This window comes from Actinophytocola algeriensis, from assembly GCF_014203735.1.
GTDB lineage: Bacteria > Actinomycetota > Actinomycetes > Mycobacteriales > Pseudonocardiaceae > Actinophytocola > Actinophytocola algeriensis.
Window position 1 is genome coordinate 171,964 of the sequence record NZ_JACHJQ010000007.1, and the last position, 11,568, is coordinate 183,531.

Below are 11,568 nucleotides of genomic sequence, written 5' to 3' on the forward strand. Positions count from 1 at the left end.
GCGGCCGTCGGCCCCCCGATCACCAGCGTAGTCGTGGGGACCGACAGTTCTAGACCGCGCGGCCCGGGCCTGTGGACAACTCGCGCCAGTCGCGGACCACCTCTTCCACGTCCAGCGGACCCAGGCGTAGCGGCGGGCCCACCTGGGGTCGGCGGTGGACGTCCATGATGCGTTTGTTCAGGTCCGCCACCAGGTCGCGGACCTCCCGTTCCGTGCGGAGCTTGGCCAGGCGGGCCGGCAGTGCCGCCACTTCCTTCGGCAGCGCCAAGGACGGTGGCAGGAGCGCCGACGTGTCGTGGTTCTCCTCGCGGAGTTTCCGCGCCACCCACTCGAGCGCCCCGCCCTGGCGTTTCGGGAGCGGCTTGCCCATGCCAGGGAGGTTGTCCATCTCGCCGCGTTCCTGGGCCATGCGGATCTGGCGCTCGACCCAGTCCTCGGCCGACATGCCGCGAGGTTTCCTGTCGGTCATGGTTTTATAGTACAGCGGTACGATGATCAGGTGCCGAGACGTGTCGACCACGACGTTCGCAAGCGGGAGATGTCCGCTGCCCTGGTGCGCTGTGCGCGGGTGCGGGGCCTGCACCACTGCGGGTTTCGCGAGGTGGCGGCCGAGGCCGGGGTGTCGGTGAACCTGGTGCAGTACTACTTCCCCACCAAGGAGGCTCTCCTGCTCGGTGGGCTGGTGCACGTGCGTGGCCTGATCAGCGAGCGGTTCGCAGGCCTGCCCACCGAACCGCGGGCGCGGGTGCGTTCCTTGCTGGAGTCGGTGCTTCCCACCGACGAGGCGAGCACCGACCTGTACCGGGTGCACGCGGCCTACGCGGCACTCGCGTTCACCGACCCGGCGCTCGCCGCGCAGCCGCACGCCGCAGGGCCGGACGAGTTGCGACCCGTGCTGTCCGGGTTGCTCGACGAACTCGGGGTGCCGGAACCCGACCTCACCGCCACCTCGCTGCTCGCGATGTGCACCGGGCTGGCCGCCTACCTGACCTCGGGATTCCTCGCCACCGACGACGCGGTGCGGGCGCTGCACGCCGAGCTGGACCGCGTGCTCTAGGAGGAGACCAGCCAGACGACCGCGCCGCCGACCGCGAGCACCGCGCACAGGCCGAGGATCATCGCGAGGACCTTCGCGGTCTTGTACGTCGAGTAGACGCCGCCGGCGAGGAACCCGGCGACCGCGATCAGGCCGATGACGATGACTTCCTTGGACATAACGCAGGAGCGTAGTTCACGCGTGGTGCACCGAGACGGCGCGCTAGAGGGTGCCCTTGGTGCTGGGGATGCCCTGCTGGCGCGGGTCGGACTCCGACGCCGCGCGCAGGGCCCTCGCCACCGCCTTGTACTGCGCCTCGGTGATGTGGTGCGGGTCGCGGCCGTGGATGACCCGGACGTGCAGTGCGATCCGCGCGTGGAAGGCCAGCGACTCGAACACGTGCCGGTTGAGCACGGTCGGGTAGTTGTTGCCCACCACGAAACCCGTCATCATCTCCGGCTCGCCGGTCAGGACGCAGTACGGGCGACCGGACACGTCGACCGCGGCGTGGGCCAGGGTCTCGTCCATGGGGATCCACGCGTCGCCGAAGCGCCGGATGCCGTGCTTGTCGCCCAGCGCCTTGCCGATCGCCTCGCCCAGGACGATGGCGACGTCCTCGACGGTGTGGTGGGCGTCGATCTCGATGTCGCCCTTGGCCTGGACGGTCAGGTCGAACATGCCGTGCGCGCCGAACGCGGTCAGCATGTGGTCGTAGAACGGGACGCCGGTGGACACGTCCACCTTGCCCGCACCGTCGAGGTCGATCTCCACGACCACCGACGACTCCTTGGTGGTCCGCTCGACGCGGCCGATCCGGTTCACCTGATCTCCTTGCTCGCGGCCAGGAACGCGTCGTTCTCCGCCGGGGTGCCGATGGTCACCCGCAGGTGACCGGGGATGCCCACGTCGCGGATGAGCACCCCGTGGTCCAGGTACGCCTGCCACGTCGCGGGCGCGTCGTCGAACTGTCCGAAGAGGACGAAGTTGGCGTCACTCGGCACGACCTGGAAACCCAGGCCGCGCAAGGCGTCCACCACGCGGTCGCGTTCGGACGCCAGCTTGTGCACCGACGCCAGGGTCGCGTCCGCGTGCCGCAGCGCGGCCCGCGCGGCGGCTTGCGTGACCACTGACAGGTGGTACGGCAACCGCACCAGCAGCAGCGCGTCGACCATCGCGGGCGCGGCCGCGAGGTAGCCGAGGCGGCCGCCCGCGAACGCGAACGCCTTGCTCATCGTGCGGGACACGATCAGCTTCGCCGGGTACTCGGCCAGCAGCGTGACCGCGCTGGGCTGCGACGAGAACTCCGCGTACGCCTCGTCCACGACGATGAGCCCCGGCGCCGCCTCGACCAGCGCACGCAGTTCGTCGAGCGGGATGGAGCCGCCGGTCGGGTTGTTCGGGCTGGTCACGAACGCGATGTGCGGCGCGCGTTCGGCCAGCACCCGCGTGGCCGCCGCCGTGTCCAGCGTGAAGTCCGCGCGGCGCGGGGTCGGCGCCCACTCCGTGCGGGTGCCCGCGGCGATGATCGGGTGCATCGAGTACGACGGCTCGAAGCCCAGCGCCGTGCGCCCCGGGCCGCCAAACGCCTGCAGGATCTGCTGCAGCACCTCGTTGGAACCGTTGGCGGCCCACAGGTTCGCGGTCGTCAGCGCGACGCCGGTCGACGCGGACAGGTAGGCGGCGAGGTCGGTCCGCAGCGCGACGGCGTCGCGGTCCGGGTACCGGTGCAGGTTCACGGCCGCCTCGGCGACCGCCTGCGTCACGTCCGCGACCAGCGCGGGCGGCGGCGGGTACGGGTTCTCGTTGGTGTTGAGCCGGAACTCGACGTCCAGCTGCGGCGCGCCGTAGGGGCTGCGGCCGCGCAGGTCGGCACGCAACGGCAGGTCTCCGAGCTGGACGGAAGACCCGATCGGGTCAGTCATCCCGGCCTCCGAAACGGGCCGTGACCGCCTGGCCGTGCGCGGGCAGGTCCTCGGCGTTCGCGAGCGCGACCACCTTGTCCGCCACCGACTTCAGCGCGTCGGCCGAGTAGTCGACGACGTGGATGCCGCGCAGGAACGTCTGCACCGACAGGCCCGACGAGTGCCGCGCGCAGCCACCGGTGGGCAGCACGTGGTTCGAACCCGCGCAGTAGTCGCCGAGCGAGACCGGGCTGTGCGCACCGACGAAGATCGCCCCCGCGGCCCGCACCCTGGCGGCGACGGCGGCGGCGTCGGCGGTCTGGATCTCCAGGTGCTCGGCGGCGTAGGCGTCCACGACGGACAGTCCGGCGTCCACATCGGACACCAGGACGCAGCCGGACTGCGGGCCCTGCAGGGCGGTCGTGATCCGGTCGGTGTGCTTGGTGGTCTTGACCTGGCGGGCCAGCTCGGCGTCGACCGCGTCGGCCAGCTCGGGCGACGAGGTGACCAGCACGCTCGCGGCGAGCGTGTCGTGCTCGGCCTGGCTGATCAGGTCGGCGGCCACGTGCACGGGGTCGGCGGTGTCGTCGGCGAGGATCGCGATCTCCGTCGGCCCGGCCTCCGAGTCGATCCCGATCAGGCCGCGGAGCAGGCGCTTCGCGGCGGTCAGGTAGACGTTGCCGGGGCCGGTGATCATGTCGACCGGGTCCAGCTGCGTGCCGTCGGTGTCGGTGCCGCCGTAGGCCAGCAGCGCGGCCGCCTGCGCTCCCCCGACGGCCCACACCTCGGTCACGCCCAGCAGCTCGGCGGCCGCGAGGACCGTCGGGTGCGGGAGACCACCGAACTCGGCCTGTGGCGGTGAGCACACGACCAGCGACTCGACGCCCGCGGTCTGGGCGGGCACCACGTTCATGACGACGCTCGACGGGTAGACCGCGAGGCCGCCGGGCGCGTACAGGCCGACGCGGCGGACCGGCACCCAGCGTTCTGTGACGGTGCCACCCGGCACGACCTGCGTGGTCACGTCGGTGCGGACCTGGTCGGCGTGCACGCGGCGGGTGCGGTCGATGGTCTCCTCGAGCGCCTCGCGGACGGCCGCGGGCAGGTACGCGAGGCCGGAGGTCAGTTCCCGCGCGGGGACGCGGACCGCCCTGGGCCGCACGCCGTCGAAGCGCTCGGACAGCTCCAGCACGGCCTCGACACCGCGGTCACGCACGTCGTCGACCAGGGGGCGGACCTGATGCAGCACCGCGTCCACGTCCACCTCGGCGCGCGGCAGGAGCGTGCGCAGCTCGGCCGGGGACGGGACTCGACCACGCAGGTCGGTGCGGCTCAGCATCGGGTTCCTCTCTCCTGATGCGGGGTCTGTACCCCACCAGCCTAAGTGGTCGCCGGTGCACCCGATCGGCCCACTACCTTCGTCGGCTGATCCAATGTCGACGCACCGTTCCCGACCAATGACGGGTTGTCACGGTGCGGTGGCCGCCCGAGGCTCGGGCGATCACAACGAACAGCCTTCGGGGAGGCGACATGCTCACCAAACGTCGCGTGCTCGGGGCGGGCGCCGGCGTCACGGCGGCCGTCCTGGTGCTCGTCACCGGCTGGCAGGCCGGTGCCGCTGAGGAACCGGTGCCGGACCAGGGCCTTTACCAGGTGCAGGGCGCGGACACCGCCGACGCACGGACCGACGTCACCCGCACGGGCGTCGATGTGCTCGGGGTCCGCGACGGTGCCATGGAGGTCGTGGCGAGCCCGGCGCAGGCGGCCGCGCTGCGCGACCAGGGACTGACCTTGTCGCTGGACGGCGACTGGGACGCGCTGCTCGACGCGCGCGGTGGCGGGGTGTCCCGCGCCGCGGCGGCCGACTTCCCGGCCGGCGACGAGGGTTACCACACGTACGACGAGATGGTGGCCGCGCTGCAGGCCGCGGCGTCGGCGCACCCGGACATCACGGCGGTGTCGAGCGTCGGCAGCACGTACGAGGGCCGCGACATCCCGGTCATCAAGATCAGCGACAACGCGGCGACCGACGAGGACGAGCCCGAGGTGCTGTTCACGTGCAACATGCACGCGCGCGAGCACCTGACCACGGAGATGTGCCTGCACATCGTGGACCGGTTCACGTCCGGCTACGGGTCCGACGCCGGGGTGACCGGTGCCGTGGACTCGAAGGAGATCTGGGTCGTCCCGTCGCAGAACCCGGACGGCGCGGAGTTCGACATCGCGGGCGGCGAGTACGCGGGCTGGCGCAAGAACCGCCAGCCGAACTCCGACGGCACCGTCGGCACGGACATCAACCGGAACTTCTCCTACAAGTGGGGCTGCTGCGACGGTTCGTCGACCACACCGTCCGCGGAGGACTACCGGGGGCCGTCGGCCGCGTCCGCGCCCGAGGTGCGGGCGGTGCAGGCCTTTGTGGACTCGCGCGTGGTCGGCGGTGTGCAGCAGATCAAGGGGCACATCGACTTCCACACGTTCTCCGAACTGGTGCTGTGGCCGTTCGGGCACACCTACGACACGGTGACCGAGGGCATGACGCAGGAGGAGTACGACCGCTTCAAGTCGGTCGGCGAGGAGATGGCCGCCTCGAACGGTTACACGCCGGATCAGTCGTCCGGGTTGTACATCACCGACGGTGACATCAACGACTGGATGTGGGGGCAGCACAAGGTGCTCTCGTACTGCTTCGAGATGTACCCGTCGGGCGGCGGCATCGACGGCTTCTACCCGCCGGACGAGGACATCGCCCCGCAGACGACCCGGAACGACGGCGCGGTCGACATTCTGCTGGCCAACGCTTCCTGAGCTGGTGTTTTCGTGATGGCCCGGCGGCTGCGCCGCCGGGCCATCATTCGTTCTCTCGACAGAAGGCTGCGACTACTTCGCTGTGCCGATGGCTCAGCACCGACGTGACGTAGTTGCGTCTTCGCCCGCGAAGGAGACCGCTACGTCGAAGTCGAACTCGTCCGGCACCCGGTCATGGTGTCACGGGTGCCGGGTCAGTTCGCGCACCGACGCGATGGCCTTGTCCAGTTGGGCTGGGCTGGTGAAGTAGTGCGGGGACGCGCGGACGATCAGGTCGAGGCCGCGGCGGGTCATGTCGTACTGGGTCGACGTGGTTCCCGAGACCGTCACCGTGATGTTCTGGTCCGCGAGGCGGTCGCGGACCTCCGTCGGGGGGACGCCGTCGACGGTGAACGTGACCAGGCCGCAGCGGACCTCGCCCAGGTCGTGGATCGTCACTCCGGGCAGGTTGGCCAGGCCTGAGCGCAGGTGTTCCGCCCGGGAGCGAACCGCGGCCTCGATGTTCGGCACGCCAAGGGCCAGTGCGTACCGGGCCGCCGCGATCAGGCCGAGGCGGTCCGCGACGCTCGACTCCCAGAGTTCGAACACGCGCGCGTCCGGCCGCAGCGAGAACCGGTCCGGGGCGTCCCACGTGCCGCTGTGCAGGTCGACCTGCCTCGGCTGGAGGCGGTCGCGGATCCGGCCGCGCACCACCAGGAAACCCGTACCGCGCGGGCCGCGCAGCCACTTGCGGCCCGTGCCCGTGACGATGTCCGCGTCGAGGTCGCTCAGGTCCACCTGGCCCGCCGACTGGCACGCGTCCAGCAGCACCAGCGCACCCGCTTCGTGTGCGGCCTCGATGACCGCCGCGGCCGGGTTCACCAGGCCGCCGTTCGTCGGGACGTGGACCAGGGACACCAGTCGTACGCGCTCGTCGAGCATGGTGCGCAGCGCCTGCACGTCCACGGCGCCCGTGGCATCCGACGGGATCGGTGCGACCTCGGCGCCGACCTCGGCCGCGCGGCGCAGCAGGGGGACCGCGTTGCCGCCGTACTCCGCCTCGGTGCACAGGATGCGGTCGCCCGGGGCGAGCGGGATGGCGTCGAAGGCGACCAGCCACGAGCGGGTGGCGCTGTCGGTGAACGCGACCTCGTCCGCCTCGCAACCCAGCAGGCGCGCGAAGTCCTCGTAGCCCGCGGCCAGGTCGTCCGCCCGCTCGGTGGCCGCCCGGTAGCCGCCCACCTCGGCCTCGCGGCGCAGGTGGGCCACCACCTCGTCCAGCACCTGGACGGGTGGCAGCGACGAGCCCGCGCTGTCGAGGAACACGCCGCGGTGGTTGCCCGGGGTGTCGGCCCGCACCGCGTGCAGGTCGATCACCGCGGGGTCCAGGCCTCTAGGTTCCACCACGCACCCCAGGTGAAGTCGGCGCCGGCCGCGTCGACGACCGGCTGGTAACCGTCCCAGCTCTCGCGCATGACGTAGGTGTGGTTCGGCGCCACCAGCACCACCATGCCCGGTGCGCCCACCCACGACCGCTGGAACTTGCGGTACGCGGTCGCGCGCTGCGCGGGGTCCGTCGCCGTGCGGCCGGTCTCCAGGGCCTCGTCGACCGTCTCGTTGTCGTAGGCGCCGAGCGCGGAACCGCTGTGCACCAGCGGGTACAGGTCCGGGTCCGGGTCGAACGGGTCACCGAAGCGCACCACCGACGGGCCGGGCAGGTCGGAGGTCGCGGGCGTGGGGGTCACCTCGACGCCGACCGCGCGGGCGTTCGCCGCGAACGCCCGCGCCAGTGCCTCCGACACCGAGTCGCCGGCCGGGTAGTGCAGCGTGAACCGGGCAGGCACGCCGTTCTTGGTCCGCACACCGGCCTCGCCCGGCAGCCAGCCGCCCGCGGACAGCGCGTCGAGGGCCCTGGTCACGTCGAACTCGAACGTGGCGTCCGCGTCGACGAACTCGGCCAGCACGTTCGGCATCGGCGTGTAGGCGACGCGTGCCTTCGTCGCGACCGCGTCCTCGACCATGGACTCGCGGTCGACCGCGTGGTTCAGCGCGAGCCGCAGGTCCGGGTCGCCGGTCACGGGGTCGCCGGTGGGCAGCACGACGGCCCGCACGTCGGCGGCGCTGTGGTAGGCGACCAGCATGCCGTCGGTGTCCTCGAACCCGGCGGCCAGCGGCGGCGGCAGCACGGCGCCGTCGAGCTTGCCGTCGCGGAGCCGGGCGGCGCGGGCGTCGTCGTCGGGGATGAACTCGATGGTGACCTTCTCGATGGCGGGCGGGTCGTTCCAGTACGAGGCGTTGGCGGTCAGCACCATCCGCTTCTCGCGGGTCCACGACTGCAGGCGGTACGGCCCGGTGCCGACCGCCTCCGGTGTGGCGACCGACTCGCTGGACACGATGCCGAGCACGAGCAGTTCGGGGAACGGCGCGTACGGCGCGGTCAGGTCGAAGCGCACGGTCGACGGGTTGAGCGCGGTGACGTCCTTGAGCATCGAGAACCGTTTCCGCACCGGCGATTTCCGCGCCGGGTCGAGCACCGCGCGGTAGGTGGCCACGACGTCCTCTGCTTCGAACGGTGTCCCGTCGGCGAACGTGACCTCGCCGCGGAGGCGGACCGTCCACGAGCGACCGTCGGCGGACGGCTCCGGCAGGTCGACCGCGAGCGCGGGCCGCAGCGCCAGGTTGGCCTCGTGCTCGACGAGCCCGTCGAACAGCTTCGCGGCGCCGTTCTCGGCGTACCCGGACAGCGGGTTCACGTCGGCGGGCTCGTCGGCGACGGCGATCACCATCGAGGTGCCGTCCGGGTCGCCGGAGGCCGGTGGCGCCGGGTCACCGGTGCAGGCGCCCACGAGCGCGGCCGCGAGCAACGGCACCAGGAGACGCGACTTGTGAGGCACGAGGCCCGACCCTAGCCGGGCGACATATCCTCGCGGGGAGGGATTACGCATTCTCGCTCCGGGAGGTCGGTTGCCGTGCGCGTCGCGTTGAGCCAGATCACGTCCTCGCCATCACCAACGGAGAACCTGGAGCTGGTGGCGGCCCAGGTGAAGGCCGCCGCGGCGGACGGGGCGTCGGTGGTCCTGTTCCCCGAGGCGACCATGGCGTGTTTCGGCACGTCACTGGGCCCGCTAGCGGAGCCACTGGACGGGCCGTGGGCGACGGCGGTGCGCGCGATCGCGGCCGAGCACGACGTGCTCGTGGTGGCGGGCATGTTCACTCCGTCACCGGACGGACGCGTGTTCAACACGTTGCTGGCGACCGATCGTGACCGGCACGTGGGCTACGACAAGATCCACCTGTACGACGCGTTCGGCTTCCAGGAGTCGCGGACCGTCGCGCCGGGTGACGATCTCGTCGTGCTCGGTGATCTCGGCGTGGCGACCTGTTACGACGTCCGGTTCCCCGGCGTGTTCACCGGGCTCGCGGACAAGGGCGCGTCGGTGGTGCTGCTCGGCGCGTCGTGGGGTGCGGGGCCGGGCAAGCGGGAGCAGTGGGAACTCCTGGTGCGGGCGCGGGCGCTGGACTCGACGTGCTGGGTGGTGGCGTGCGGGCAGGCGGACCCGGGTGCGCGGGCAGGGTCGCAGAAGGCGCCAACCGGGATCGGGTACAGCCTGGTCGCGGCGCCGGACGGGTCGGTGTTCGCGTCGCTGGGCGCGGACCCGGAGCTGCTGGTCGTGGACCTGGACCTGGACCGCGTCGCGAAGGTGCGCGAGACCATCCCGGTGCTGGCGAACCGCCGGATCTGACGGCCCGCTGCGATGAAGGGGTCCTTCATCACCTCGGGCGCACCGAAGGGGTCCTTCGTCACGTCCAGCGCACCGAAGGGGTCCTTCATCACGTGCGCGGGGTCGCGACGATGCGGGCGCCCCGGGACGGGACCAGCGTGATGTTGCGGGGTTTCGGGAACTCCTCGTGCGGGCTCGCCGCGCGGATGTCGTAGCGGGACAGGGCTTCCTTCAGCACCGCGACCGCTTCCTGCAGGGAGAAGCCCGCGCCGATGCAGCGGCGCACGCCGCCGCCGAATGGGATCCACGTGCCCGCCTCCGGGGTCCTGCCGAGGAAGCGGTCCGGGCGGAAGTCGTTTGGTACCTGGTGGACGTTCGCGTCCCGGTGGACCAGGGAGATGCTCGGCGCCACGATGGTGCCCGCGGGCAGGCGGTAGCCCGCGAGCTCGACCGGTTCGGTCAGCAGGCGGGCCACGTTCTGGATCACCGGGCGGCGGCGCATGGCCTCCTTCGCCACGGCTTCCAGGTACTCGTCGTCACCGTCGTCGGCCGCCTGCTGCGCGCGGCGCAGGAGGTCCGGGCGCCGCGACAGTTCGTGGAACGACCAGGCGAGGGCGGTCGCGGTGGTTTCGTGGCCTGCCAGCAGCAGGGTGATCATCTGGTCGCGCAGCTCGAGGTCGGACAGCTCGTCGCCTGCCGTGGTGAGCAGGCGGGACAGCACGTCGTCGCGTTCGGTCAGGTCACCCGCCGCGCGGCGGTCGGTGATCTCCGCGTACAGCAGGCGGTCGGCGGCGTGCAGGTTCTCCCAGTTGCGCCGCCAGACGCCGAACCGGCGCAGCCGCGGGTAGCTCCAGCCGAGCACGGTGAGCGGGCCGATGTCGGAGATGCGGCGCAGCCGGGGCCGCAGCTCGGCGAGGCGCGGGCCCTCGGCCATGCCGAACACGACACGCAGGATGATCTCCAGCGTCACCGCGTTCATGCGTGGGTGCACGGCGAACGGGGTGCCGACCGGCCAGCGCTCGACGAACGCGGCGGCCAGGTCGGTCATGAGGTCGCGGTAGCCGCGCAGTGCGGCGCCGTTGAACGCGGGCATCAGGAGCTTGCGGGCACGCAGGTGCTCGCCCTCGTCGGTGGTGAGCAGCGAGTGCCTGCCCATGACCGGTGCCAGCAGCCCGTTGCCCTCACCGGCGTGGAAGATCGTCGGCGCGCCCGCGAAGACCTGGCGGATGTGCTCGGGGCGGCTCAGCGTGACGATGGTCCGGTTGGCCGCGACCCGGGTGGTGAACAGCTCGCCGTAGCGGCGGCGCCAGCGCGCGTGGATCTGGCGGCGGAAGGCGACGAACAGGATCGTCTGCACGAGCCGCGGCAGGTTCGATCCGGGTGGCAGGGCGGTTCCCGGTGGTGCCTCGACCGTGGCCATGTCCAGTTTTATACGCGCGTATAGATACGCTCACAAGTACGATCAGCCGGTGGGCCATCGCGAACAGCTGCTCGCCGCGGCGCGGCAACTGCTGGAGGACAAGGGATACGCGCACATCACCGCGCGCGACCTCGTCGCCGCGTCTGGCACGAACCTGGCCTCGATCGGCTACCACTTCGGTTCGAAGGCGGGGCTGCTGAACGCGGCGCTGGGGCAGATGTTCGAGGAGTGGGCGCGTCAGCTCGCGGAGATCGCGCTCGCGGAACCGGCCGCGTCACCGATCGAGCGCGCGCACCGGACGTGGGCCGCGTTCCTGGACGACGTCGGCGGGCGCCGGGCGGTCCTGCTGTCGTTCGTGGAGGCGATGGCGCAGGCCGACCGTTCTCCCGAGCTGCGCGAGCAGCTGGCCGGGACGTACCGGAACGTGCGGGCGCGGGCGAGCGGCATCGTGGCCGACGCGCTGGCGACCACGCCGGACGACCCGCGCTGCACCGCGGTGGCGAGCTGGATCATGGCGGTGTGCGACGGGTTGGCGATGCAGTGGTTGCTCGACCCGGCCGCCGCGCCGCGGGGCGAGGACCTGTTGAGCGGGTTGACGGCCTTACGCGCGCTGTCGGGTTGAGGCCGGGGCGGCCGCCGGCCCCCGATCACCAGCCTAGGGGCCGGGACCGACGATCCCGGGTCGTCGCCCCGGTTCCTGTGGAC

12 protein-coding genes are annotated in these 11,568 nt (G+C 71.8%); 4 read left to right on the forward strand and 8 right to left on the reverse strand.

Annotated features, from left to right (window positions below; translation table 11 throughout):
* Window positions 1–49: 49 nt before the first annotated feature.
* Window positions 50–469 (reverse strand): DnaJ family domain-containing protein, encoded by a 420-nt coding sequence (locus tag FHR82_RS32060; protein WP_184814339.1) that lies wholly within the window; start codon window positions 467–469, stop codon window positions 50–52.
* Window positions 470–499: 30 nt separating this feature from the next.
* Here FHR82_RS32060 and FHR82_RS32065 point away from each other — a divergent pair, with 30 nt between their 5' ends.
* Entirely contained in the window at window positions 500–1,057 is a 558-nt protein-coding gene (locus tag FHR82_RS32065) for a TetR/AcrR family transcriptional regulator (RefSeq protein WP_184814340.1), read from the forward strand.
* Here FHR82_RS32065 and FHR82_RS32070 read toward each other — a convergent pair.
* The 4 genes from FHR82_RS32070 to hisD are packed head-to-tail and all read right to left on the reverse strand — an operon-like array spanning window position 1,054 to window position 4,276.
* Window positions 1,054–1,215: a CG2302 family histidine operon protein gene (locus FHR82_RS32070; protein ID WP_184814341.1), complete on the reverse strand. Its 162-nt coding sequence runs from the start codon at window positions 1,213–1,215 to the stop codon at window positions 1,054–1,056. The genes FHR82_RS32065 and FHR82_RS32070 overlap by 4 nt on opposite strands.
* A 43-nt stretch (window positions 1,216–1,258) precedes the next feature.
* Window positions 1,259–1,858, reverse strand: a complete 600-nt coding sequence (gene hisB, locus FHR82_RS32075) for an imidazoleglycerol-phosphate dehydratase HisB (RefSeq protein ID WP_184814342.1) — start codon at window positions 1,856–1,858, stop codon at window positions 1,259–1,261.
* A complete protein-coding gene (locus FHR82_RS32080) occupies window positions 1,855–2,958 on the reverse strand; it encodes a histidinol-phosphate transaminase (RefSeq protein WP_184814343.1) in 1,104 nt (367 codons plus the stop codon). Before FHR82_RS32080 ends, hisB begins: the two co-directional genes overlap by 4 nt.
* The gene (gene hisD / locus FHR82_RS32085; protein WP_184814344.1) at window positions 2,951–4,276 is read right to left on the reverse strand and encodes a histidinol dehydrogenase; all 1,326 of its coding nucleotides are present in this window, start codon (window positions 4,274–4,276) and stop codon (window positions 2,951–2,953) included. The genes FHR82_RS32080 and hisD overlap by 8 nt, the downstream gene beginning before the upstream one ends.
* A gap of 191 nt (window positions 4,277–4,467) precedes the next feature.
* Here hisD and FHR82_RS32090 point away from each other — a divergent pair, with 191 nt between their 5' ends.
* Window positions 4,468–5,742, forward strand: coding sequence for a M14 family metallopeptidase (locus FHR82_RS32090; protein WP_184814345.1), 1,275 nt, complete (start codon window positions 4,468–4,470; stop codon window positions 5,740–5,742).
* A 180-nt stretch (window positions 5,743–5,922) separates the two neighbouring features.
* Here FHR82_RS32090 and FHR82_RS32095 read toward each other — a convergent pair whose 3' ends face one another.
* The gene (locus FHR82_RS32095; RefSeq protein WP_311771367.1) at window positions 5,923–7,128 is read right to left on the reverse strand and encodes an aminotransferase class V-fold PLP-dependent enzyme; all 1,206 of its coding nucleotides are present in this window, start codon (window positions 7,126–7,128) and stop codon (window positions 5,923–5,925) included.
* A complete protein-coding gene (locus tag FHR82_RS32100) occupies window positions 7,095–8,615 on the reverse strand; it encodes an ABC transporter substrate-binding protein (RefSeq protein WP_311771368.1) in 1,521 nt (506 codons plus the stop codon). The genes FHR82_RS32095 and FHR82_RS32100 overlap by 34 nt, the downstream gene beginning before the upstream one ends.
* Window positions 8,616–8,690: 75 nt before the next feature.
* Here FHR82_RS32100 and FHR82_RS32105 point away from each other — a divergent pair, with 75 nt between their 5' ends.
* Window positions 8,691–9,464, forward strand: a complete 774-nt coding sequence (locus FHR82_RS32105; RefSeq protein WP_184814347.1) for a carbon-nitrogen hydrolase family protein — start codon at window positions 8,691–8,693, stop codon at window positions 9,462–9,464.
* An 88-nt stretch (window positions 9,465–9,552) separates the two neighbouring features.
* Here the strand turns inward: FHR82_RS32105 and FHR82_RS32110 are convergent, their stop codons facing one another.
* Window positions 9,553–10,863: a cytochrome P450 gene (locus tag FHR82_RS32110; RefSeq protein ID WP_184814348.1), complete on the reverse strand. Its 1,311-nt coding sequence runs from the start codon at window positions 10,861–10,863 to the stop codon at window positions 9,553–9,555.
* 49 nt (window positions 10,864–10,912) lie between these two features.
* Between FHR82_RS32110 and FHR82_RS32115 the strand changes: the two genes are divergently transcribed.
* On the forward strand, window positions 10,913–11,485 hold the full coding sequence (locus tag FHR82_RS32115; protein WP_184814349.1) for a TetR/AcrR family transcriptional regulator: 573 nt from the start codon (window positions 10,913–10,915) through the stop codon (window positions 11,483–11,485).
* The last annotated feature ends 83 nt before the right edge of the window (window positions 11,486–11,568 follow it).

Bases quoted from the DNA above. Each gene is read 5' to 3' on its own strand.
- FHR82_RS32070 (WP_184814341.1), bottom strand. From the start codon at position 1,215: ATGTCCAAGGAAGTCATCGTCATCGGCCTGATCGCGGTCGCCGGGTTC.
- hisD (WP_184814344.1), bottom strand. From the start codon at position 4,276: ATGCTGAGCCGCACCGACCTGCGTGGTCGAGTCCCGTCCCCGGCCGAG.
- FHR82_RS32060 (WP_184814339.1), bottom strand. From the start codon at position 469: ATGACCGACAGGAAACCTCGCGGCATGTCGGCCGAGGACTGGGTCGAG.
- FHR82_RS32090 (WP_184814345.1), top strand. From the start codon at position 4,468: ATGCTCACCAAACGTCGCGTGCTCGGGGCGGGCGCCGGCGTCACGGCG.
- FHR82_RS32080 (WP_184814343.1), bottom strand. From the start codon at position 2,958: ATGACTGACCCGATCGGGTCTTCCGTCCAGCTCGGAGACCTGCCGTTG.
- FHR82_RS32110 (WP_184814348.1), bottom strand. From the start codon at position 10,863: ATGGCCACGGTCGAGGCACCACCGGGAACCGCCCTGCCACCCGGATCG.